The sequence below is a fragment of the Pectobacterium sp. HCp5_1 genome, from assembly GCF_032905925.1.
In the GTDB taxonomy this organism is placed as follows: Bacteria; Pseudomonadota; Gammaproteobacteria; order Enterobacterales; family Enterobacteriaceae; genus Pectobacterium; species Pectobacterium brasiliense_A.
In genome coordinates this window covers 92027-114698 of the sequence record NZ_JAUMIO010000006.1, presented here as the reverse complement: position 1 = coordinate 114698, position 22672 = coordinate 92027, and the positions used below count along the sequence as shown (strand labels likewise).

Annotated in this window: 20 protein-coding genes; 10 read left to right on the top strand and 10 right to left on the bottom strand. The window is 53.2% G+C overall.

All coding sequences use genetic code 11. The features are described from left to right. The first annotated feature begins 78 nt into the window (after positions 1-78). Complete coding sequence (gene gcvP, locus Q3A88_RS06850; protein ID WP_317177639.1) at positions 79-2949, top strand: aminomethyl-transferring glycine dehydrogenase; 2871 nt, start codon at positions 79-81, stop codon at positions 2947-2949. A gap of 172 nt (positions 2950-3121) precedes the next feature. Here gcvP and Q3A88_RS06845 read toward each other — a convergent pair whose 3' ends face one another. Both Q3A88_RS06845 and Q3A88_RS06840 read right to left on the bottom strand, forming a co-directional pair. After that, the gene (locus Q3A88_RS06845; protein ID WP_317177638.1) at positions 3122-3751 is read right to left on the bottom strand and encodes a LysE family translocator; all 630 of its coding nucleotides are present in this window, start codon (positions 3749-3751) and stop codon (positions 3122-3124) included. A 10-nt stretch (positions 3752-3761) separates the two neighbouring features. Beyond that, the gene (locus Q3A88_RS06840) at positions 3762-4709 is read right to left on the bottom strand and encodes a hypothetical protein (protein WP_317177637.1); all 948 of its coding nucleotides are present in this window, start codon (positions 4707-4709) and stop codon (positions 3762-3764) included. A gap of 526 nt (positions 4710-5235) precedes the next feature. Between Q3A88_RS06840 and Q3A88_RS06835 the strand changes: the two genes are divergently transcribed. The 5 genes from Q3A88_RS06835 to Q3A88_RS06815 all read left to right on the top strand — a co-directional run bounded on the left by Q3A88_RS06835 (position 5236) and on the right by Q3A88_RS06815 (position 10377). Then, complete coding sequence (locus tag Q3A88_RS06835; RefSeq protein ID WP_205559090.1) at positions 5236-6108, top strand: carbohydrate ABC transporter permease; 873 nt, start codon at positions 5236-5238, stop codon at positions 6106-6108. Next, a complete protein-coding gene (locus tag Q3A88_RS06830; RefSeq protein ID WP_317177636.1) occupies positions 6098-7003 on the top strand; it encodes a carbohydrate ABC transporter permease in 906 nt (301 codons plus the stop codon). Before Q3A88_RS06835 ends, Q3A88_RS06830 begins: the two co-directional genes overlap by 11 nt. A 161-nt stretch (positions 7004-7164) precedes the next feature. After that, positions 7165-7989, top strand: a complete 825-nt coding sequence (locus tag Q3A88_RS06825; RefSeq protein WP_317177635.1) for a phosphodiesterase — start codon at positions 7165-7167, stop codon at positions 7987-7989. Next, positions 7989-9077: an ABC transporter ATP-binding protein gene (locus Q3A88_RS06820; RefSeq protein ID WP_317177634.1), complete on the top strand. Its 1089-nt coding sequence runs from the start codon at positions 7989-7991 to the stop codon at positions 9075-9077. Before Q3A88_RS06825 ends, Q3A88_RS06820 begins: the two co-directional genes overlap by 1 nt. Beyond that, complete coding sequence (locus Q3A88_RS06815; protein WP_110163503.1) at positions 9070-10377, top strand: ABC transporter substrate-binding protein; 1308 nt, start codon at positions 9070-9072, stop codon at positions 10375-10377. The genes Q3A88_RS06820 and Q3A88_RS06815 overlap by 8 nt, the downstream gene beginning before the upstream one ends. Before the next feature lie 45 nt (positions 10378-10422). Here the strand turns inward: Q3A88_RS06815 and Q3A88_RS06810 are convergent, their stop codons facing one another. From Q3A88_RS06810 to Q3A88_RS06795, 4 genes are all read right to left on the bottom strand, one after another. Continuing rightward, positions 10423-11685, bottom strand: a complete 1263-nt coding sequence (locus Q3A88_RS06810; protein ID WP_317177633.1) for an MFS transporter — start codon at positions 11683-11685, stop codon at positions 10423-10425. Between the two features lie 92 nt (positions 11686-11777). Continuing rightward, the gene (locus Q3A88_RS06805) at positions 11778-13922 is read right to left on the bottom strand and encodes an alpha-galactosidase (protein WP_317177632.1); all 2145 of its coding nucleotides are present in this window, start codon (positions 13920-13922) and stop codon (positions 11778-11780) included. Between the two features lie 209 nt (positions 13923-14131). Next, positions 14132-15136, bottom strand: a complete 1005-nt coding sequence (locus Q3A88_RS06800) for a LacI family DNA-binding transcriptional regulator (RefSeq protein WP_317177631.1) — start codon at positions 15134-15136, stop codon at positions 14132-14134. Between the two features lie 54 nt (positions 15137-15190). Then, a complete protein-coding gene (locus tag Q3A88_RS06795; protein WP_014914174.1) occupies positions 15191-15799 on the bottom strand; it encodes an HD domain-containing protein in 609 nt (202 codons plus the stop codon). A 430-nt stretch (positions 15800-16229) separates the two neighbouring features. Here Q3A88_RS06795 and trhA point away from each other — a divergent pair, with 430 nt between their 5' ends. Continuing rightward, on the top strand, positions 16230-16877 hold the full coding sequence (gene trhA, locus Q3A88_RS06790) for a PAQR family membrane homeostasis protein TrhA (RefSeq protein ID WP_317177630.1): 648 nt from the start codon (positions 16230-16232) through the stop codon (positions 16875-16877). A 190-nt stretch (positions 16878-17067) separates the two neighbouring features. Here trhA and ygfZ read toward each other — a convergent pair whose 3' ends face one another. Further along, a complete protein-coding gene (gene ygfZ / locus Q3A88_RS06785) occupies positions 17068-18069 on the bottom strand; it encodes a tRNA-modifying protein YgfZ (RefSeq protein WP_317177629.1) in 1002 nt (333 codons plus the stop codon). A gap of 235 nt (positions 18070-18304) precedes the next feature. Between ygfZ and sdhE the strand changes: the two genes are divergently transcribed. From sdhE to rlmF, 3 genes are all read left to right on the top strand, one after another. Continuing rightward, complete coding sequence (sdhE, locus tag Q3A88_RS06780) at positions 18305-18571, top strand: FAD assembly factor SdhE (RefSeq protein WP_005971623.1); 267 nt, start codon at positions 18305-18307, stop codon at positions 18569-18571. Between the two features lie 19 nt (positions 18572-18590). After that, entirely contained in the window at positions 18591-18965 is a 375-nt protein-coding gene (locus Q3A88_RS06775; RefSeq protein WP_010301815.1) for a protein YgfX, read from the top strand. A 68-nt stretch (positions 18966-19033) separates the two neighbouring features. Beyond that, complete coding sequence (rlmF, locus tag Q3A88_RS06770; protein ID WP_110163508.1) at positions 19034-19969, top strand: 23S rRNA (adenine(1618)-N(6))-methyltransferase RlmF; 936 nt, start codon at positions 19034-19036, stop codon at positions 19967-19969. Positions 19970-20034: 65 nt separating this feature from the next. On the opposite strand, the gene Q3A88_RS06765 is transcribed toward rlmF, so the two are convergent. The 3 genes from Q3A88_RS06765 to Q3A88_RS06755 form a co-directional block, all read right to left on the bottom strand. Beyond that, a complete protein-coding gene (locus tag Q3A88_RS06765; RefSeq protein ID WP_317177628.1) occupies positions 20035-20358 on the bottom strand; it encodes a hypothetical protein in 324 nt (107 codons plus the stop codon). Positions 20359-20386: 28 nt separating this feature from the next. Further along, the gene (gene fldB, locus Q3A88_RS06760; protein WP_110163509.1) at positions 20387-20905 is read right to left on the bottom strand and encodes a flavodoxin FldB; all 519 of its coding nucleotides are present in this window, start codon (positions 20903-20905) and stop codon (positions 20387-20389) included. Positions 20906-21066: 161 nt separating this feature from the next. Then, a complete protein-coding gene (locus Q3A88_RS06755) occupies positions 21067-22395 on the bottom strand; it encodes an MFS transporter (RefSeq protein WP_039282120.1) in 1329 nt (442 codons plus the stop codon). Positions 22396-22672 lie beyond the last annotated feature (277 nt).

Below are 22672 nucleotides of genomic sequence, written 5' to 3'. Positions count from 1 at the left end.
TTTATTCGCCCGCGTCGTCTTTCAGCGCGGTAGCGATCACGATTGATGCAGGCACGATTGATCCAGGAAATTACTGTAATGACCCAGACACTCAGTCAACTCGAACATGACGGCGCGTTTATCGAGCGCCATATCGGTCCTTCCGTCAGCCAACAGCAGCATATGCTGTCGGTGGTCGGCGCGACGTCGCTGGATGCGCTGATCCGCCAGATTGTCCCGGTGGACATTCAATTGCCTAGCCCGCCAGCGGTGGGAGAGGCGGTGACGGAACATGAGGCGTTAGCTGAGCTGAAGGCCATTGCAGGACGCAATCAACGTTATAAAAGCTACATCGGCATGGGCTACAGCGCGGTGCTGATGCCGCCGGTGATTTTACGCAACCTGCTGGAAAACCCAGGCTGGTACACCGCCTATACGCCGTATCAGCCGGAGGTCTCTCAGGGGCGTCTTGAAGCGCTGCTGAATTTCCAGCAGGTCACACAGGATTTAACCGGTCTGGATTTGGCCTCTGCCTCGCTGCTGGATGAAGCAACCGCAGCGGCGGAAGCGATGGCAATGGCGAAGCGCATCAGCAAACTCAAACAGGCCGAACGTTTCTTCGTCGCCGACGACGTGCATCCGCAAACGCTGGACGTGGTGCGTACTCGTGCGGAAACTTTCGGTTTTGAAATTGTTGTCGGTAAGGCTGAAGACGCGTTGAAAGACGATGCAGTATTCGGTGTTCTGCTGCAACAGGCGGGGACAACGGGCGAACTGCACGATTACAGCGACCTGATGGCGGCACTGAAAGCGCGCAAGGTCGTCAGCTGTGTGGCGTCGGACATCATGGCGCTGGTATTGCTGAGCGCGCCGGGCAAGCAGGGCGCGGATATCGTCTTCGGTTCCGCACAGCGTTTTGGCGTGCCGATGGGCTACGGTGGGCCACACGCGGCGTTCTTCGCCTGCCGTGATGAACATAAACGTGCTATGCCTGGACGTATCATCGGCGTGTCGCGCGATGCAGCAGGCAACACCGCGCTGCGCATGGCGATGCAGACGCGTGAGCAGCACATTCGCCGCGAGAAGGCGAACTCCAATATTTGTACCTCGCAGGTGCTGCTGGCCAACATTGCGGGGATGTATGCGGTATTCCACGGGCCGGAAGGACTCAAACGTATTGCCGGGCGCATCCACCGTCTGACCGATATTCTGGCGGCGGGATTAACGCAGGGCGGGCTGCTGCTGCGCCATCGCAGCTGGTTCGACACGCTGACTATCGAAGTCGCGGACAAAGACGCGGTGCTGAGTCGGGCATTAAGTTTTGGTATTAACTTGCGCGGCGATTTGGCAAGCGCCGTGGGCATCACGCTGGATGAAGCGACCACGCGTGAAGATGTGCTGGCGCTATTTGCGGTGCTGTTAGGCGACGATCACGGGTTGGATATCGACGCGCTTGATGCGGCCATCGGCCAGAAAGCGGCAACGATCCCCGCCGGGCTGGTGCGCCACGACGCGATCCTGTCGCATCCGGTGTTCAACCGCTATCACAGCGAAACCGAGATGATGCGCTACCTGCACCGTCTGGCGCGTAAGGATCTGGCGCTGAATCAGGCGATGATCCCGCTCGGTTCCTGCACCATGAAGCTCAACGCGGCGGCGGAAATGCTGCCGATTACCTGGCCGGAATTTGCCGAGCTGCATCCATTCTGCCCGACGGAACAGGCGCTGGGCTATCGCCAGATGATCGAACAGCTATCGGGTTGGTTGATGCAGCTGACGGGCTATGACGCGATTTGCATGCAGCCCAACTCAGGGGCGCAGGGGGAATACGCGGGGCTGCTGGCGATCCGTCGCTATCATGAAAGCCGCAATGAAGCTGGTCGAAATCTCTGTCTGATTCCTAGCTCTGCCCACGGTACGAACCCAGCATCGGCGCAGATGGCGGGGATGGACGTGGTGGTGGTCGCCTGTGACAAGCAGGGCAATATCGATCTGCACGATCTGCGTGAGAAAGCGCAGGCGGCGGGCGAACAGCTTTCCTGCATCATGGTGACCTATCCATCCACTCACGGCGTCTATGAAGAGACGATCCGCGAAGTGTGCCAGATCGTGCATCAATATGGCGGTCAGGTGTATCTGGACGGCGCGAACATGAATGCGCAGGTCGGTATCACGACGCCGGGCTACATTGGCGCAGACGTCTCGCACCTGAACCTGCATAAAACGTTCTGTATTCCGCACGGCGGTGGCGGGCCGGGCATGGGGCCGATTGGCGTGAAAGCGCATCTGGCACCGTTTGTACCGGGTCATCAGGTGATAAAAATCGAGGGTGTGCTGACGGAACAGGGCGCGGTCTCGGCGGCACCGTTCGGCAGTGCTTCTATTCTGCCGATTAGCTGGATGTACATTCGCATGATGGGCGCGGAAGGGCTGAAACAGGCTAGTCAGATGGCGATCCTGAACGCCAACTATATCGCGACGCGCTTGCAGCAGGCGTATCCGGTGCTCTACACCGGCCGTGACGGTCGCGTGGCGCACGAATGCATTCTGGATATTCGTCCGCTCAAAGAGAGCACGGGTATCAGCGAGATGGATATCGCCAAGCGTCTGATCGACTACGGTTTCCATGCGCCGACCATGTCATTCCCGGTCGCGGGCACGCTGATGGTAGAGCCAACGGAATCGGAAAGTCAGGTAGAGATCGATCGCTTTATTGATGCGATGCTGGCGATCCGCGCCGAAATCAACCGCGTCGCGCAGGGCGAATGGCCGCTGGATGACAATCCGCTGGTCAACGCACCGCACACGCAGGCGGAGCTGGTGGCCGACTGGACGCACCCGTACAGCCGTGAGCTGGCGGTCTTCCCGGCAGGCAGCGAACACAAATACTGGCCGAGCGTGAAGCGTCTGGACGATGTGTACGGCGACCGTAACCTGTTCTGCTCGTGTGTGCCGATGAGCGATTATTAATTAGATAATGTTTATCCTGATATTGCACGATATTTAATATGTGTGATATCAGGATTTATTACTAGGAAATATGTCGATATTTTAATGTTTTACGTTGAGGTGGAGTGTTTTAAATATATTCCTTCGCTATATTTCATGAGGTTGTAAATCCTTCTCTATAATTATTTTTTACTTAAATTGATATGGTATCTAAAACAAAAAATAAACCTGTCCCCACAAGGAAAATAGAGCTAATTAAATTGATGATGTAAGGGAGTTTGCTTCCAGATATTCTTTTAGCGATTGAAGCGATTGATAAAAACATTATGTCAGAGATAAAAGAGAGAAAGACAAAGATAGTGCTGAGAATGAAAAACTGGCTGCCATAGCTAAATTCAGCATTTATAGAAATGAAAGAGGGGATAAAACTGGTGAAAAACACTAATGCCTTTGGGTTTGTTAGTGGAACTAGAAATGCTGATAAGAATCCAATTTTAGTATCTGTGATGTGGGTTTCTTTGGTGTTATTACTTTTTTTTATCAGTTTTATGAGTCCTTTGACGCCAAGAAATATAAGGTATGCTCCCCCGGCTACTTTCATAAAATTAAAAAAAATCACAGATGAGTGAATTAATGATGTAATTAAAAATGCGGTAAGTAATGTGACGACTTCTCCGCACCTAAATGCAATGCTTAGTGATAAAGATGACTTAAGACCATTGTTAAAGTAATTAGTGAGTAAAAGTGCTACAGCAGGGCCAATCGAAAAAGTTTGAGTTAATGTAATAATGCAAAAAATGAATAAGGTATGGTGATTCATCATCTATATACCATCAAAGATACTTTGGTAAATCACAATATACATATTCTGATGGTATGCATGGTGTAGAAAATAAGGATAGGAATTGTTTTATTTTACTTTCTGATGACGAAGCTACAATAGAATAGAAATTGCCGGAATTCCAATATATGGCTTTATATTTAAAGTATTTATCTAATGTTTCCTTCATTTCTTCAATAGTTACTTCATTAGTCGACATAACACGAAGAACATCATTACGCTTACTGTCGAGTTGCGTTTCTGTGAAAAATATTCGTTTAAATGACATGTCTTTCTGTATTTCCCTCGCATTATACTCATCTTCATCGCACTTAAATTTTTCCGTAAAAATAAAAAGGCCATCTTTCTTTAATAATTTAATAGTGAATTTTATCTGAGCATCTCTATCTGGGGAATACATCTGGAAAGTAGTGTCTTCTATGATAATATCAAATCCGTCATTGAATACTGTATATTTTTTATCTTCGGTTAGTTTTTTATCTACCATAAAAAACGGGGTGCAGATAAAATATGCATTTTTAGGCGTGTGATTTTTATAGAAAGATGATTCATTGGCGGCTGTAGGGCTGGTTGTTAATGTGGTTATCATTTCTTTAGATTCCTGGCTGATCGTTCTCGCCATTGCTCCTTCAGCCATTCCAAGACAGTAAACATTAATTTTTTTTGAATTTTTTCTCGCAAAATTAATAATTGCATTCCCCAGTCGGCACTCTTCTTCAAGACTGTAAGGAATACTTGCGAAGTAATGTTTTACGAATGACCCACTGTTATTAATCAGTTGTTGGCTAAAATGTTCTATTTCTTTATTACAAAATAGTCTCGTGTCTGGTTTTACATCCTTATAGGGTCGGTTGTTTTCACCTGAAGCTGTGTTGGAAAAGAAGTTAGCCATTGCGTTAATACGAGGCGCTTTTTTACAGGATTTGATAAAATCATCCATATATAACTTCCGTGTAATCGATATGAATTTATATACTATTACATTACTGTAATTTATATGGCAAGTGAAAAAAATTCATCCTTATATTGTCATGAGGTTCTTCCTGCTCAGTTACATTTGCCATCTCACAATTCATCGAAGTATGATAATTCAGTATTAAATGTTTACTAATGGTGACTGTAAGGCTTGTTGGTATAATTAAATGCCATATTTATTAGCTATATTATAAATAATTTGAGTATTGCCAACGTTCATGAAAATTGAAGTATAGCGGGTATAAATCCTTTGATATCAAATATCTGGGGAATACGCCAAACGGGTTTTCAGCTTTCATTCATTCATTGATTGATTTGAAAAATAATATAGAGAATCAAGGGTAATTCAATTTTCCTAACTGGCCGTCTCTCCAACTTAGCCAGCGAATTATTTACTTTCGAAAACAAACTGTCATTAAACTGACGCCCCACTGACACGCTAGCGTTCTAGGGTAAGGCCTCTGTGTTTCACACTGAACGGCCTTTGAGTTATGCGTGCAAAATGCTTTCCCTATCTTGTGCTGTTGCCGACGCTGGTTTTTTTGCTTGCCTTCACCTATTTCCCTCTGTTGCGCTCGGTCATCGACAGCCTGTATGACACCCGGCTGAATGCCGATACGCCGCTGTTTGTCGGGATGGATAATTTTGTGCGTCTGGTGCAGGACGCGGTGTTCTGGCAGGCCCTGCTGAACAACGTGCTGTATATCCTGATGACGGTGGTGCCCGGTGTGCTACTGGCGTTGCTGCTGGCAGTGCTGCTGTGGGAAAACACGCGGGTTAACCGCTGGCTGCGTACCGCTTTCTTCTTTCCGATGATTATTCCGCTGGTGAGCGCCGCGACGCTGTGGCTGTTCATTTTTATGCCGGGGCTGGGGTTGCTGGATTACTCTCTGGCGAAAGTGTTCGGCCCGATGAACAACAACTATCTCGGCATGAGTGACAGCGCGCTGGTGGCGGTGAGCGTCATTGGTATCTGGAAATTCGCCGGTTACTACATGCTGTTTTTTCTCGCTGGTCTGCAAGCCGTTTCGGCTTCCGCACGCGAGGCGGCGCTGATGGAAGGGGCTTCACGGCGTCAGGTGTTTTTCTACGTCACGCTGCCGCTGCTGCGGCCAACCATCGCCTTTGTGGTCACCATCGCCTTTATCTACGCCATTACCCAGATCGACCATGTCGCCGTGATGACGCGCGGCGGGCCGAATAATGCGACGACCGTGCTGCTCTATTACATCCAGGATCTGGCGAATGACACGCACGATCTGGGTAAAGCCTCTGCGGCTACCTTCCTGACGCTGGCGATGCTGTTCGCCTTTTCCATTATGAATCTGAAAGTGCTGGAGAAAGGGGCGCATTATGAGCGTTGATCACCCGAATGTTGAGAGCCTAAGCGTTAACGCTCGGCATGTTGCAAACCGCAGCGTTGCTAATCGCCATCCGCTTCGCATCACGACGCGGTTCACGCTGCCGCTGTTGCTGATGTGCGCCGCGTTACTGTGGGTCAGCCCGTTTATCTGGATGCTGTCTGCTTCCGTCAGCACCAGCAGCTTTGGCGTGGACATGGCCTCGCTGTTGCCGCGTCTCCCGCTGACGCTCGATAACTTCCGCGATGCGTGGGATAGCGCCGACTGGTTACGGCTTTACACCAACACGCTGATCTTTGCGGTCGGCACGTTTCTGGTACAGCTGGTGACGATCACCACGGCGGGCTACATCTTTGCCTATCACGAATTTCGCGGCAAAACGCTGCTGTTCTACCTCCTGCTGATTCAGATGATGATCATGCCCGTCGTCATGATGGTGCCGAACATGATGACACTCAAACAGCTCGGCCTGCTTAACACTCTGACTGGCGTGATGATGCCGTATTTCGCCTCGGCGTTTGGCGTGTTTTTGATGCGTCAGGCGTTTCTCAATATCGCCAAAGAGATCGAAGAGGCTGCGTTGATGGAGGGCTGTCGCTGGTGGCAGGTGGTGTTTCACGTCCTGATTCCGATGACCTGGCCGTCAATTCTGGCTTTCGCTACGGTCAGCATTACCTACCACTGGAACGAATATCTCTGGCCGCTGATGGTGCTCAATGACCCCGATAAACAGGTGCTGACCATCGGGCTGGTCTCGTTCGCCATGGGCGCAGAGTCCGGCGGGCAGTGGGGATTGATCTGCGCGGGCACGCTGCTGGTGTGCTTGCCGCTGATGGTGGCTTTTGTGGTGTTCCAGAAGCAGTTCCTGAGCAGCTTCGGCTTCTCGGGCATTAAGTGAATCGCGAATGGGTTAATGCGGGTTAATTAAGCCTGGTTTTTAGGAGAAACGCGGGGATGAGGTTCCCGTAGGGATGCCTCGCCCCGTGGTCGCTCCGTGTATCTCGATCCTTAAACGATCGGCGTTCGCCAACGGGCGAAATAACGATAGAGGTGGTGGTTATGTTGCTGGCACAGATTTCCGATCTGCATTTTCGCAGTGAGGGGCGCAAGCTCTATGAATTTATTGATATTAACGGAGAAAACGCCAAGGTCATTAACCAGCTAAACGCGCTGAGCGAGCGGCCGGACGCAGTGGTGATTAGCGGCGACATCGTCAACTGCGGAAGCCCGCAGGAGTATCAGGTTGCACAGCGCGTGTTGCAGATGCTGGATTACCCGATGTATGTGATTCCGGGCAATCATGATGACAAGCAGCATTTCCTCAACGCGATGCGCCCGCTTTGCCCGCAGTTAGGCGATGATCCTGAGAACATCCGCTATGCGGTGGATGACTTCCCGATGCGCCTGCTGTTCATCGACACCAGTCTGGCTGGGCAGGCGAAAGGCTGGCTGACGCCGTCCACGCTGGGCTGGCTGGAGCAGCAATTACAGGATCACTCAACGCGTGAAACGGCGATCTTCATGCACCATCCACCGCTCCCGCTGGGATCGGCGCACATGGATCGGATCGCCTGCGAAAACGGGAGTGAACTGCTGACGCTGATCGAGCGTTTCCCGCAGCTGACACGGATCTTCTGTGGACATACGCACCGCCTGATTATGACGCAGCATCGGCAGGCGATTATTGCCACCGTGCCGGGCACCGTCCATCAAGTGCCGTATTTCTACTATGACGATACCTCGTACTACAACCTGGAGCCTGCCAGCGTGGTCATGCACCGCTATGTGCCGGTCACCGGGCTGGTGAGCTACAGCCAGTCGATCGCCTCGAACTCCGGGCCTTACCTCTACGATCCGCGTATCAGTTGTCCGGTGGATGCGTAATGGCCGTGATTCAGTTACGTAATATCAGCAAACGCTTTGAGCATACGCAGGCGCTGGCATCGTTATCGCTGGATATTGCTGACGGCGAATTTCTGGTGCTGGTCGGGCCGTCCGGCTGTGGCAAAAGTACGCTGCTGCGTATGCTGGCCGGACTGGAAGACGTAAGCGACGGACAAATCCTGCTGGGTGATGACGACATTACGACGTGGAGCCCGAAGCAGCGTAATTTCTCGATGATTTTCCAGAACTATGCGCTGTTTCCGCACCTGACAGTTGAGCAGAACATCACGTTCGGGATGCGGATGCGCGGTGAGCCGAAAGCTGAGTATCCACAGCGCGTGCAGCGCGTTGCCAGCCTGCTCCAGCTTGAGCCGCTACTGAAACGCAAGCCGGGGAAACTGTCCGGCGGTCAGCGCCAGCGTGTGGCAATGGCACGGGCGATCGTGCGCGATCCGCATTTATTTCTGATGGATGAGCCGCTGTCGAATCTCGATGCCCGTCTGCGCAGCGATGTGCGGGACGGCATTATGGATCTGCACCGGCAGTTGAAAACGACCACCGTTTACGTCACGCACGATCAGATTGAGGCGATGACGATGGCGGACAGGATCGCCGTGCTCGATCGCGGAATCTTGCAACAGGTCGGCACACCGGCGCAGTTGTATTCGCACCCGGCTAATGTCTTTGTCGCCGGGTTTATCGGTACGCCCGCGATGAATCTCGTGACGCTGCCCTGCACCGACGGCCACGCGATTTTACAGACGCTGCCCGTGGCGCTGCCCGCCAGTGAAGAAACGCGTTCATTAAACAGTGTGCTGCTCGGGATCCGCCCTGAGCATATTACCGAACACGCCGCGTCAGACGGCGACTTGTCATTGTCGGGAACGGTGAAGCAACGGGAGCTATTTGGCGCGGAGTATCTGATTCATGTGGATACGCCGTTGGGGAATATTCGCTACCGTCGGCCAAATCGCGATGGCGTGCCGGATGTCGGTGCCTCCATTGTGCTTCATTTTTCACCGCAGGATTGTCATTGGTTTTCCGGGCAAACCGCCCGTAATTTATCCCAGGAGAAAAGAAATGCGTAAGCCCCGTATGATGGCGCTGGCAATTGCCTTGCTGATGTCTGGCCCTGCGCTGGCGAAAGAGAGTATCGATTTCATGTTCCCCGCGCCGGTTGATGGCAAGCTGACGATGGAAATGACGCGCATCATCAAGGAGTACAACCAATCGCAGGATCAGGTTGAAGTGCGTGGGATCTTCACCGGCAATTACGACACAACCAAGGTGAAAGCGGAAGCGGCCGCCAAAGCGGGCGATCCGCCGGCGCTGGTGATTATGTCGGCCAACTTTACCGCCGATTTGGTCATCAAAGATGAAATTCTGCCGATGGACGAGCTATTCAAATACGGCAACGAAAAGGCCACGCCTTTCCTGACTAAAAACTTCTGGCCTGCGCTGCATCAGAACGCGCAGGTGATGGGTGTGACTTACGCGATCCCGTTCCACAACTCGACGCCGATCCTTTATTACAACGAAGACATGCTGAAGAAAGCGGGATTCAACGAACCGCCGAAGAACTGGGATGAAGTGATTGCGGTAGCGAAGAAGCTGACCGATCCGGCGAAAGGGCAGTGGGGCATCATGATTCCGTCCACGAACGATGACTACGGCGGCTGGATGCTGTCTGCGCTGACGCGTGCCAACGGCGGGGCGTATTACAATGCCGACTATCCGGGCGAAGTGTATTACAACACCGCATCAACCAAAGGCGCGCTCCAGTTCTGGCGCGACTTAGTGTATCGCGACAAAGTGATGCCCGCTGGCGTGCTGAATTCCAAGCAGATCAGCGCCGCATTTTTCTCCGGCAAGCTGGGTATGACAATGCTGAGTACCGGCGCGCTGGGCTTTATGCGTGAAAATACCAAAGATTTCCAGCTTGGCGTGGCGATGATGCCGGAAAAAGAGCGTCGTGGCGTGACCATCGGCGGAGCAAGTCTGGTGAGCTTCAAAGGGATTTCCGAAGATCAGAAGAAAGCGGCCTGGCAGTTTATGAACTATCTGGTCAGCCCGGAAGTGAGCGGAAACTGGAGTCGTTTTACTGGCTACTTCGCCCCGCGCATGGCGGCCTACGATCTGCTGGAAATGAAGGACTATCTGGCGAAAGATCCGCGTGCGGCCATTGCGCTGTCACAGCTGCAATATGCGCATCCGTGGTACGCCACCTATGAAACGGTTGCGGTGCGTAAAGCGATGGAAAATCAGCTGGCGGCGCTGCTAAACGATCCGGCGAAAAAGGTCGATGACGCCGCTGCCGCTGCACAAAAAGAGGCGGACGGCATCATGAAGCCTTATGTGGATAAAACGGCGTTGCGGGACGTGAAATAGTCACATCGCGCCCCACGGCTTAACCGCCAGCGGGGCGCGATAATATTAATGCGCAGCCTGAGAACGCATATTCGCCGTGTTGCGTGACGATGACAGCGTAAAGGCGGAAATTGCAGTGAAGGTAAGCGCGATGCCGCCCAGAATAAGGTAAGTCTGGTTGAAGCCAATACGATCGTACAGGTTGCCCGCCGCGGAGGAGAGGAATATCGCCATGAACTGCTTGGCGAACTGGAAGCCCACCAGATAAATCGTGGCCGACAGGCGTGAATCAAACGTATTGGCAATGTATTTGAAAATTCCGATAAGCAGCAGCGGCACTTCGAAGGCGTGCAGCATTTTCAGTATGATCACCTCCGTGACGGACGTGGCACAGGCCGATCCCAAAATCCTGATCGACATAATCGTTCCCGCCACCAGCAGCGCATTTTTAGCGCCGATCCGGTTAATAAGCCACGGCGTACAGAACATCACCAGCGCATTTGCGGCTTCCCCCGCGGTGGTGACAAAACCAAAGATCTGGTTGCCCTGTTCCTGCGAGCTAAAGAACGATTTAAAGAAGTTAGCGAATTGCTGATCGTAGACGTCATAAATGCAGGCGACGCCGACCACGTACAGCACCAGCAGCCAGAACTGACGGTTGGCCAGCAAACCTAACGCCAGCTTCACACTAAAAGGCGAGGCGTTGGCCCCGAGCGAGTCCATAACGGCAGCGGTCGGGTTGCTTTCCGTCTTCGCCAGACACAGCAACACGATCAAGATAATCGCCGAGCCGGATCCCATCCAGAACACGATATCGGGATTGATATTAAACAGCATACCTGCCGTTGAAGCACAAATTCCCCAGCCAAAGCAGCCAAACATGCGCGCCTTACCGTACTCAAAGTGGTGCTGTCGGCTGATGCGTTCGATGTAGGCTTCAATGGCTCCGGCTCCCGCACTGAAAGAGAACCCGATATACAGGCCGCCGACTAACGCACCTAGTATCACGTTGATTCTTAATAGCGGAGCGAAGACATACAGAAAGAAAGGGGCAAAAAAGAGCAACAGCACCGAGATCACCCAGAGCAGGTGTTTCTTCATCCCTAGCTTGTCGGACAGAATGCCGAGGAAAGGCTGAAACAGAATCGCGAACAACGACAGGAAGGAAAAAACGATGCCAGTATCGGTCTTGTTAAGCCCGATAACGTCGGCCAGCCAGATCGGTAAAAACGGAAAGCACGTGGCCATGATAAAAAAATAAAGAAAGAAGAACGCGCCGAAAATCCAGAAGTTACGATTGTTTTTGTAGTAGCACGAGGTAGTAGGCATCTGTATTTCCCCCCAAGGGGTAGACGTTATCATGACGCGGGACAATGCTGTCCCGCGCGGTCGTGTTGTGTATTGGTAAGGCAAAGAAAAGGTTATTTACTGACGGTATCCGGCACCGCGGAAAGCCCGATCAGAATGGCGGTCTCCGGCGTCAGAACGGGGAGGGCAAGACCGGCCTGCATCAGCCAGTCGCCGGAAACCACGATTGGCTGACGTAACCACGGTGGAAGCTCACGCATAGTGCCGCCGCCTTCACGCACCGTTTTGATTTCCGGACCATCCAGCAGCGTGACTTCATAGCGAGTGTCGGGCTGTAGACCGGGGAAGCGGAGCGTACCCGCCAGCGAATAAGCCGGCATGCGTAGCTGAGCTACCTGGAAAACGGCATGCTGCCGATCGTTGCTCACCACACCGGTGACCTGCACCGTATCGTCCGGCATCTCGACCCGCCAGGTGGTGCCGCTGTGCAGCAGCGGGCGCAGCGTTTTATGTAGCTGGATGTAATGGCGATAGCCTTCCAGCTCGTCGTCATCGGCCTTCACCGGATCCAGCTCGATGCCCATATGGCCGAACAGGGCGGTCAGGCCGCGAAAGGCGATGTTATGACGCCGATAGGTAGCGTGGCAGCGAGCATGCCCGATGTGTTGCCCCATGACTTCTGGTGGAAAGAAGTAGCTCATGCCGCGTTGGATAGTCTGGCGCTCCAGCGCGTCGTTGTTATCTGACACCCAGAAGCGCTGGGTACGCTCTAGCACGCCGTAGTCGATGCGGCCGCCGCCGGAGGCGCAGGATTCAAATTCGATATGGGGAAAACGCTGGCGCAGGGTATCGAGCAGACGATAGAACTGTCGGGTTTGCGCATCGGCGGCCAGACGCCCTTCATGGCCGGGTTGTACCAGTTCGCGGTTCATATCCCACTTCACATAATCGACCGGGTGCTCATCCAGTAGCCAGCTCAGCCGCTCCAGCAGATACGCGAAGGCCTCGGGCTGGTTTAAATTCAGCACGTACTGATAGCGGCCTGTTGGCTGTGTGTAGCCGGGCAATTGCAGCACCCAGTCAGGGTGTGCACGGAACAGGTCGGAATCGGGGTTGATCATCTCCGGTTCGACCCAAATGCCGAACTCCATCCCCAGGGCTTTGACATGCTCAATCACCGGCATCAGTCCGTTAGGGTATTTTTCCTCGTCCAGATACCAATCGCCGAGCGCGGCTTGGTCGTGGTGACGCCCACGGAACCAGCCGTCATCGATAATGAAGCGCTCCACGCCGACGTCGGCGGCCTTGCTCGCCATCTGCATGATGTACTCGGGGGAGTGATCGAAATAGATCCCTTCCCACGTATTGAGGTGTACCGGGCGTGGTTTATCGTCGCTGAATTGGATCAGGGACTGACGTAAGAAGGTGTGATAGCGCTGACTCATGCCGTTTAAACCGGCATCGGAGAAGGCGGCGTAGACCCACGGCGTCGTGAGGGATTCCGACTGCGCCAGCGTGATTTCACCCGGCAGATACAGGGCTTCCGCCTGGACGACGCGACGGCCATCCGTTTTGATATCGGCACGCAGGCGGTGATTGCCGCTCCAGCCTAAATGCACGCCCCATACGGCACCATGCTGTTCGCTGAACGCGGACTCGCCGAGGATAAAGGCGGGGAAATATTCATGGGAGCTTCTTCCCCGACGGCTTTCCTGAATAAAACCGCCGTGCTGCAACGTGAGGCGGTGAGCCTGAAACTCACGCAGCCAGCGGCCGTGGAACGCCATGACGTCGTTCGCCCGTTCCGGGACGGGCAGCGTGACGGCGAGGCGCTGTACTTGCCAGGCATCCGCACGCAGATTCTCTAGCGTGTGGCGCAGTTGCAGGACGTCGGTCTGCGGATCCAGACGCAGTTCGCTGATCAGGCGAAGCCCGGCCTGTGCATCTTCCGCCGTGATGGTGAGCGTATTGTCCTGAACCTCAGCCTGCGTCGTCGTGAAGATCGGCGCAGCGTCATAGCCTGAACGGTGCCCCTCAATACCCGGCGAACCGAACTGACCACGCCCGTATTCCATCGCCAGCGTCAGAGGAAGATCCACATCCAGACGACCATTAGCGACGGGGCGTTGCAGAGAAACGATATCTTCTGGTGAAAAACCGCGCAGCCGTGGCCCCCAGTAAAGAATTTCTGCCGCTGGGGCGCAGCGTACGATGACATCGCACTGTGCGCTGGTTAATTGAACAATATCACGCATCATGAGGAGGATTCCAAATTACGAATAGTGGATCTCAGTGAAAACTTAAACGTTTAAGTCATCAACTTAAACGTTTAAGAAATGTGATGTTGTTAAAATAATCGTTAGAAAATGGAAAAAGGTTGCGATGAGGAGGTGAAGATCATCTTGCTGACGGTTGGTGTAGCAAACCAACCGATGACTTTATTAAACGTGGTCGATAACGGAATAGATTAGGCGGGAAAGCTCGTGTTACCGAGGCGTAACGTTGGCTGCCATAACACCTGCAAGTTTTCTACGGCTTCGCCCGCGATCAGCGCCTGCATCATGCTGGCAATCTGTTCGCCAACCTGCTCGCGAGTTGCCTGTTCGATGGCGGTCACGGTGATGTCGGTCAGGCTGTCTTGCGGCAGGCCGTCATACATCACTAATGCGATGGGGTGTGAACCGGAAAGCCGCCCCGCCTGCTGCAATGCCGCAACGGCACCGTCGCCGTGGACGTTGCCATCCATCACCATCGCGGTGGGCGGCTCAGACAGCGCCAGAAGGTCGAGCATGGCCTGATAGCCCGCGCGGCGCGAGGGATTCACACAGCGCAGATAGGCGTCTTGAAACGGCAGACCGTGGCGTTGCAGGGCATCGCGATAGCCCTGACGACGCTGCATGATAAACGCCTGCGGGTGATCTTCGCTTAACATGGCGATACGGCGATGCCCGAGCGCGATCAGGTGTTCGGTTGCCAACGCCATGCCTGCGCGGTTGTCAAAGTCGAACCAGGCGTAAGGGTGGGGGAGCTGGCTGCGCCCCAGCGCCAGAAACGGGACGTTGTTATGTTGCAGTAAGGTCAGTCGTGCATCCTGCTCGCATGTATGCGCCACGATCAGCGCGTCGATACGGCGGCTGGCGATCAACCGGGCGGCACCCTGACAGGCGTCTTGCTCGTCAGCAAGCAGGAGAAAATCGACCTCATGCTGTGCCAGTTTGCGGTTGATCGCGCCAATCATCTCGAAAAAGATATCGTTACTCAGGGAAGAGGCGTAGGGATAGACCAGCCCGACGGCGTTGCTTTTGCCCATTTTGAGGCGGCGTGCGTGCGTATTGGGGCGATAGCCAATACGCGCCGCTTCTTCCTGAATACGCTGGCGCGTGGCGTCGGAGATATCCCGATGGCCGTTCAGCGCACGACTCACCGCCGCCACCGACAAACCCAGGTTATTTGCGATTGTTTTTAAAGACATCACCCTCTCCTGACGTGCATGCCCGGCGACGGGGCGTCTAGCGAGAAAACCGAATTATAGCAACCAGCCCTTGGCTTTGGCGTCTTCCAGATGTTGCTGGAGGTATTGCCACAGTTCCGGGTTGATCGTGGCGATGAACTCGGCGCGGTCAAGAACCTGTTCCAGACGGATACCGTTTTCTACCCAGCTTTGGCCGCCGTTAGACAGGTTCATCAGCATCGGCATGACGCGGTCAAGCACCAGAGCGAACTGGGCGCTGGGGGTTTCATTCGCTTCGTATTCTTCCCACAGATCGTGGAATTGCTGACGCTGTGGCTCGGGCAGCAGGCCGAAAATACGGGCGGCGGCGGCGACTTCCTGATCGTGAATCGCCAGACGAGCGGAAAGATCGTAAACGAGCACATCGCCTGCATCGATTTCGACGATGTCGTGAATCAGCGCCATTTGGATCACGCGCTGGATATCCACGCCTTCACCGGCATAAGGCGCCAGCGCCATGGCCGCGACGGCAAAGTGCCAGCTGTGTTCGGCAGAATCTTCGTGACGTTCGCTGCCGATAATTTTGTTACGGCGCTGCACGCTTTTTAATTTATCGATTTCTATCAGAAAGCCGAAGACATCGGTCATGGAGCCGAAATTCAGAGTAGATGGGGCAGATGACATGAAAAACTTACCTCTTGCAGTGAACACGATGCAGTAAAAATCATGCAGTGAAACGATATGTAGTGAAAACCAAAACGACATGTAGTGAAAACTACAGGAAGGCGCTGTGAGCGTCAGAACCGGATGACCGTTAATGCGAATAGCCGGTAAAAACGGCAGAGCCCTTCAAAAAAACAGGGAGATATCAACGTCGATCATTGTAGGGGATGTCGCCCGAGATTGACATGAATGATTACACGCTAAGTGAGAGAGAAAGCCGAAAGTCAGGTGAGTGTAAATATTTTAGCTTACACGTGTACACTGAAACTATTCTCAGTTAATCTGCTCAAAGGTTAAACACCTGCGTCTGCATCCCTGCGTGAAAAGGGGAAAGGCAAGGTGGATAACGTCAGCACACGACGTGTACTGTTGAATACTGTGGAATCGATTGATGTCAAAAAATGAACAAATGCCGGATTACTCTCTGGCAGAGGAAATTGCGAACAGCATAAGCCATGGAATCGGTGTGATTTTCGGGATTGTGGGGTTGGTTTTATTGCTGGTGCAGGCGGTCAACAATGATGCTGGCAGCGTGGCGATTACCAGCTACAGCCTCTATGGCGGCAGCATTATTCTGCTATTTTTGGCATCGACGTTGTATCACGCGATTCCGTCTCAGCGTATTAAGCCGTGGCTGAAGAAATTTGACCACTGCGCCATCTATCTGTTGATTGCCGGAACCTATACGCCGTTTTTGCTGGTAGGGCTGAATTCACCGCTGGCGCACGGCCTGATGGTCGTCATCTGGAGCATGGCGCTGCTGGGCGTGATCTTCAAACTGGCGTTTGCTCACCGTTTTGAAGTGCTGTCGTTAATTACCTATCTGGTGATGGGCTGGCTATCGCTGGTGGTGATTTACCAGATGGTGATGAAGCTGGCGGCGGGGAGCGTGACGCTGCTGGCGGTGGGCGGCGTGGTGTACACGCTGGGGGTGATTTTCTACGTCTGCAAACGCATTCCCTATAATCACGCGATTTGGCATGGATTTGTTTTAGGCGGCAGCGTTTGCCATTTTCTGGCGATTTATCTCTATATTTAACCTTACATGATTGCCAGCAACGTACGGCTTGCAGTGATAATGGGTAGATCGTAAAGACGCTGTGAATACCTCCCTGTACGCTCGAGCCGCGACATCCCTGTCGCGGACGCTTTACTCTTCTATCCCATTATCACTGTTATCGTTCTGAGAAGAAATTTGCCATCTTTATGATGTGGCTTAACGTGTCGAATTAATCCGTTATTTCATACGGCAGGGGCTGAACCGTGAGCTGGCTTTCAGCATCGTCACGGACGCGCAAAACGTTCTCTGCGGTGAGATCGTTATTCAGCACCGCCTGTACCCACACGTCACCGTTTTGCAATTGGCTGGCTGCCAACACCGTACCGGTACGACGCCAGTTCTCACCGAGCTGCAATTCGAGATCGTCCCCCGCCTGCGGTGCCTTATTCGCCTTACCCGCCAGCCAATAAAGCGCACGCTTGTTGGCCCCGCGATATTTTGCCCGAGCGACCATTTCCTGACCGGTATAGCACCCTTTGCTGAAACTAATCCCATTTAATGCCTGTAAATTAGTCGCTTGCGGGATGAACTGCGCACTGTTTGCGCTGTCAATGATGGGCTGACCTGCTTCAATATCCAGCGTCAGCCATTGACGGCTGTCATTCAGGCTGACTTTATCGCCGAGCTGTTCAAGCAGCGATGCACTGTACTCAGGAGACAGTACCAGCAGGAAGCGTTCTGCAGGATGGGCGAAATGCAGTAAGGTAGCCCCTTCGTGCTGCACAGCAGGGTGTTCAGCGTCTGGAAGCTGGCTAAATACAGAGGCCAGCAGTTCGCGGATACCGGCACCCGCCGCGCCCAGCAGGATGGCGTTGTCGTCTGGCGCGATGGTCGTTTTCGAGAAAACGGCGTATTTTTTCAGTTCGTTAAGTTGGGCGTCGCGTAGATTACGACGCTCAATAAAAGCAAAGCCTTCGCCGTGATGGAACAGACGCAGGTTGCTCCACATTTTTCCTTTTGCGTCGCAGTGGGCGCAAAGGATGTGCCCATCGTCAGGCAGCGCTCCGACATCCGCGGTGACCTGCCCCTGAAGATATTTGACGGTATCCGGCCCGACCATCGTGACCAGCGCCCAGTCATCCAGAGAGATGAGCGTAGCGGCCAGTTGAGCGGAAGCAAATGGGGGTTGTGATGCAAAAGGGCGTTGATGAGCCGTATGTTGATTAACCATATAGTACAATCCTGCGCTAAGGGCGATACCCGAATGACCTAATGGTAAAAGAGCGCTCAGGGTTTGCAAGTGGTTATTCACGCTGCGTTATTGCAGAGCACATCCTGATGCTGATGAGCGCACTCGGCGCGGCGCACACCAGTAAACTATGTCAAAATGTTACTATTAGTTGATACCCGCTACCGGAATCAGAGTACACTAGCGGCAAGCAGCGATAACAAGGTGGACATGAAATATGGAAATCGATAATAAATCACGCATTCATTGGGCATGCCGCCGTGGTATGCGCGAATTGGATATCGCGATCATGCCGTTTTTTGAGCATGACTATGACACACTTAATGACACTGATAAGCGCACGTTTGTACGCTTGTTACAAAGCGACGATCCCGATTTATTCAACTGGCTGATGAACCACGGTGAACCGGAGGACGGAGAGCTGAAACGCATGATTTCCCTTATTCAGACGCGAAATAAAGATCGTGGCCCAGTGGCGATGTGACCTTCGCGTTTCCTGGCGCATGCAACTGTTATCATTGGTTGTGCATGGCCTATTAGTATTGCTCATTCTGCTGGCACCGTGGCCGGACGGCTATGCGTGGCTATGGCTATGCCTGGTCACGATGGTGATGTTCGGTTTTATCCGTAGCCAACGGAATATTAAATCCCGACAGGGGGAAATCGTTCTGCTCAGCGAAACGACCCTGAACTGGCGGCAGCAGGAATGGCAGATCGTTAAACGACCGTGGCTGCTGAAGAATGGCGTATTACTGTCATTGCAAGCGGTTAACGGTAAAGACAAGCAACAGCTGTGGCTGGCATCGGACAGCATGGGCGATGACGAATGGCGCCACTTGCGCCAAATTCTTTTGCAGCAGAAACACTGGGCAAGATAGCAGCGCGTTGGACATGTTTTTATTCGGTCATCGTTTGGCCGTGCTTTGAAATTGATTGGATATAACTGATGACTAAGCCCGCAGTGCAAAAAAATGGTCTGCACCCTCGTAATCGCCATCGCGACCGTTATGATTTTCCCGCGCTCAAACAGAGTTATCCTGCGCTGATCCCGTTTGTAAAGGTGAATGCCTACGGTGATGAGTCCGTGGACTTTGCCAATCCTGAGGCGGTGAAAACGCTGAATCAGGCGCTGTTGCAGCATTTTTATCAGATTGAGCACTGGACGATTCCAGAGGGCTTTCTGTGCCCGCCAATTCCTGGTCGCGCCGATTATATCCACCACCTGGCCGACTTGCTGGCGGAAGATAACCGTTCGGTGGTGCCGCGCGATGCGTCCGTGCTGGATGTCGGCTGTGGTGCCAACTGTATCTATCCGCTGATTGGACATCGTGAGTACGGCTGGCGTTTTACTGGCAGCGAGATCAATCCGCAAGCGATGAAAGCCGCCAATGAGACGATTGAGGCGAACCCCGGCTTGAATCGGTCGATTCGCCTGCGTCGTCAGAAGAACAGCAAAGCGATACTGGCAGGGATTATTCACAAGAACGACACGTTTGATGCCGTCATGTGTAATCCGCCGTTCCATGCGTCTGCGGAGGATGCGCGTCAGGGATCGCAGCGCAAACTGCATAATCTGGGGCTGGATAAGCGCTCACCGCTGAATTTTGGCGGGCAGCAGGATGAGCTGTGGTGTGCAGGCGGCGAGTCCGCTTTCATTGGTCAGATGATCAAAGAGAGCGCCGGTTTTGCCCGTCAGTGCCTGTGGTTTACGTCGCTGGTGTCGCGCAAAGAGAACCTGCCGGAGATTTATCGTGCGCTGGAAGCGGTTGATGCGGAGAAGGTCAGAACGATAGATATGGCGCAAGGCCAGAAGCAAAGCCGTTTTGTCGCGTGGAGTTTCCTTGATACCGCTGCGCGTACCCGCTGGTTACAAAAGCGCTAAGCCACCCCAACGTCTACGAATATCAATCTTCGCGGATACCGGTCACAACGGTATCCGTGAACGTGTTACTCGACGGTAATCGTATCCGGTTCCTGTTGGGTCACCTTTAACGACGTTCCCTGAATCGCCATAAACACCGCTTCCCGTCGGGTCAGATAGCCTGTGACGGGATGGGGTTTAATCGCGCCGGTCAACGTGGTATCGGTGATGATGCCACAGCCTGTTGCGTGCGCGATTTGTTGCGCTGTCTCGTCAAACCTTGAGAAATCGATCGCGTAATGCTGCGGCACATCGCATTTCCCGCCCAGGTTTCTGGCGTATTCCTCTGTGCCTGTTTGAGCACAACCGGCAAGCAATAATCCTGTAACCGCTATGAGTAACATTTTCATCGTGCTTACCTCTGTTGAGTCGTACTGTTTACAGTAATGACGCCATTTCTTGCAGAATCTGTTCGCACCACTGTTCCAGCCGTTCATCGCTGAGATCGTATTGGTTCACTTCGTCCAGCGCCAGTCCGACAAAGTGTTTGCCGTCGACGGTTAGCGGTTTCGGGCTGGTGAATTCGTAGCCTTCTATCGGCCAGTATCCAACGAATGTGACACCCAGCGGCAGCAGTTGGTCATGCAGCATGCCAAGCGCATCAAGGAACCATTCGCTATAGCCAAGCTGGTCGCCCATACCGTAGAGCGCGACGACTTTGCCTTTGAGGTTTAGCGTCGCTAATTGACCCCAGATGTTCTCCCAGTCTTCCTGAATCTCACCGAAATCCCAGGTGGGGATGCCGAGAATCAGCGTACTGTAATCTTCCATACGTTGAGGGTCGACATCCTTAAGGTTGTGCAGATCCACCAGTTCTTCGCCCAGAATGTCGCGAATTTTTTCCGCCGCCATTTCGGTGTAGCAGGTGCTTGAGCCGTAAAACAGACCGATTTTCATATTCAGTTCTTTATAAACGATATCTATCGAGAATAGCGCGTTCGCTTCAGGTCACAGAGAGGACGTGACAGGCGAATGATGCCGCCGGATGCCAGTATTCTAAAAGGAGAACGGAAGTAAGGAAAGGCGCAGTGAGGGCCGTAGCCCTCACTGAAGGGACATTATCCCAGAGACTGGTGACGCGTTTCTTTGGTCGCCAGCAGCGCGATCAGCGTCAGCGACGCCATGGCTGCCAGATAAACGCCGACATAGAACAGGCCATAGTTGGCCGTCAGCCACGCCGCGATATACGGTGCGACCGATGCACCCAGAATCGACGAAACGTTATACGAGAATGACGCGCCGGTGTAGCGCACTTCCGTCGGGAACAGCTCCGGCAGCAGCGCACCCATCGGGCCGAATGTCAGTCCCATGATGCTCAGACCCAGCACCAGGAAGCCCATTACCAGCGCCTGATTACCTGAACCGAGCATATAAGGGAACAGCATGGCGAAGACGATCATGAGACAGGTAATAGTAATCATGGTCTTACGGCGGCCAAAAGCATCCGCCAGATAGCCAGCAACCGGCACCATCAGACCAAAGCCGATCACCGCGATCATCAGCATCAACAGGAAACTGTTACGCGAGAAGCCAAGCCCTTTAGGTTCTGGCGCCGTACCGTACGTCATGGAGTACACGGTCATGATGTAGAACAGCGTGTAGGTCGCCAGCATGATGAAGGTGCCGAGGATCGTGACTTTCATATGCTTGCTAAGCAGCGTGCCCAGCGGCATACGTACCTGCTTGCCGGCTTTGACCGCTTTGGTAAAGACGGGAGCTTCATGCAGAGAGATACGGACATACAGGCCAACCAGCACCAGCGCGGCAGACGCGACGAACGGTACGCGCCAGCCCCAGGTCATGAACTGCTCTTCCGTCAGCAGCCAGGACAACAGCAGGAAGGTGCCGTTAGCGAAGAAGAAGCCAATCGGTGCGCCAAGCTGGGGGAACGACCCATACAGCGCACGTTTATGGGACGGGGCATTTTCGGTCGCCAGCAGCGCCGCTCCGCCCCATTCACCGCCCAGACCCAGCCCCTGGCCAAAGCGTGCCAGTGCCAGCAGAATCGGGGCAAAAATACCAATGGTTTCGTAGGTCGGTAGCAGCCCAATCAGAACGGTTGAAATCCCCATGGTCAGCAGAGAAGCGACCAGTGTGACTTTACGTCCGACGCGGTCGCCAAAGTGACCGAAGACTGCCGAACCAATCGGGCGAGCCACAAAGGCAATCGCAAAGGTTGCCAGCGACTGTAGCGTTGCGGCAGTCGGATCGCCCTGTGGGAAGAAAATGTGCGGGAAAATCAGCACCGCGGCGGTGGCGTAGATATAAAAATCGAAAAATTCGATAGCGGTGCCAATTAATGACGCAACAATCACTTTATTGCGTGAGTTTACGGGTGGCGCTTCCGCTTCGGCATCGAGAGTGGGAGTGATGGTGGTGGCTTGCATAATGTTTCTTTATTTTAACAACACGAACGGCCATTCTACGCACAGAAAAATCGGCTTTTCAACGTTGATTAAGTAAGGTCAATGCCAGTAGACATGCGGTTTCAAGGAGCCTGTTCCGCTATATTGACGATACATAAAATATAATGTGCCACGGCCTTATTTTTGCCGGAGAATGTTATGGCGATGTTGATGTTCACGGAATATGTGAGATCGCACACAATTCTGTTTGCGAGAGAATGCGGACTTGATGAAGGTGTAAAGTCGCCGCTTCATCGGC

Bases quoted from the DNA above. Each gene is read 5' to 3' on its own strand.
- gcvP (WP_317177639.1), top strand. From the start codon at position 79: ATGACCCAGACACTCAGTCAACTCGAACATGACGGCGCGTTTATCGAG.
- Q3A88_RS06845 (WP_317177638.1), bottom strand. From the start codon at position 3,751: ATGATGAATCACCATACCTTATTCATTTTTTGCATTATTACATTAACT.
- Q3A88_RS06840 (WP_317177637.1), bottom strand. From the start codon at position 4,709: ATGGATGATTTTATCAAATCCTGTAAAAAAGCGCCTCGTATTAACGCA.
- Q3A88_RS06835 (WP_205559090.1), top strand. From the start codon at position 5,236: ATGCGTGCAAAATGCTTTCCCTATCTTGTGCTGTTGCCGACGCTGGTT.
- Q3A88_RS06830 (WP_317177636.1), top strand. From the start codon at position 6,098: ATGAGCGTTGATCACCCGAATGTTGAGAGCCTAAGCGTTAACGCTCGG.
- Q3A88_RS06825 (WP_317177635.1), top strand. From the start codon at position 7,165: ATGTTGCTGGCACAGATTTCCGATCTGCATTTTCGCAGTGAGGGGCGC.
- Q3A88_RS06820 (WP_317177634.1), top strand. From the start codon at position 7,989: ATGGCCGTGATTCAGTTACGTAATATCAGCAAACGCTTTGAGCATACG.
- Q3A88_RS06815 (WP_110163503.1), top strand. From the start codon at position 9,070: ATGCGTAAGCCCCGTATGATGGCGCTGGCAATTGCCTTGCTGATGTCT.
- Q3A88_RS06810 (WP_317177633.1), bottom strand. From the start codon at position 11,685: ATGCCTACTACCTCGTGCTACTACAAAAACAATCGTAACTTCTGGATT.
- Q3A88_RS06805 (WP_317177632.1), bottom strand. From the start codon at position 13,922: ATGATGCGTGATATTGTTCAATTAACCAGCGCACAGTGCGATGTCATC.
- Q3A88_RS06800 (WP_317177631.1), bottom strand. From the start codon at position 15,136: ATGTCTTTAAAAACAATCGCAAATAACCTGGGTTTGTCGGTGGCGGCG.
- Q3A88_RS06795 (WP_014914174.1), bottom strand. From the start codon at position 15,799: ATGTCATCTGCCCCATCTACTCTGAATTTCGGCTCCATGACCGATGTC.
- trhA (WP_317177630.1), top strand. From the start codon at position 16,230: ATGTCAAAAAATGAACAAATGCCGGATTACTCTCTGGCAGAGGAAATT.
- ygfZ (WP_317177629.1), bottom strand. From the start codon at position 18,069: ATGGTTAATCAACATACGGCTCATCAACGCCCTTTTGCATCACAACCC.
- sdhE (WP_005971623.1), top strand. From the start codon at position 18,305: ATGGAAATCGATAATAAATCACGCATTCATTGGGCATGCCGCCGTGGT.
- Q3A88_RS06775 (WP_010301815.1), top strand. From the start codon at position 18,591: ATGCAACTGTTATCATTGGTTGTGCATGGCCTATTAGTATTGCTCATT.
- rlmF (WP_110163508.1), top strand. From the start codon at position 19,034: ATGACTAAGCCCGCAGTGCAAAAAAATGGTCTGCACCCTCGTAATCGC.
- Q3A88_RS06765 (WP_317177628.1), bottom strand. From the start codon at position 20,358: ATGAAAATGTTACTCATAGCGGTTACAGGATTATTGCTTGCCGGTTGT.
- fldB (WP_110163509.1), bottom strand. From the start codon at position 20,905: ATGAAAATCGGTCTGTTTTACGGCTCAAGCACCTGCTACACCGAAATG.
- Q3A88_RS06755 (WP_039282120.1), bottom strand. From the start codon at position 22,395: ATGCAAGCCACCACCATCACTCCCACTCTCGATGCCGAAGCGGAAGCG.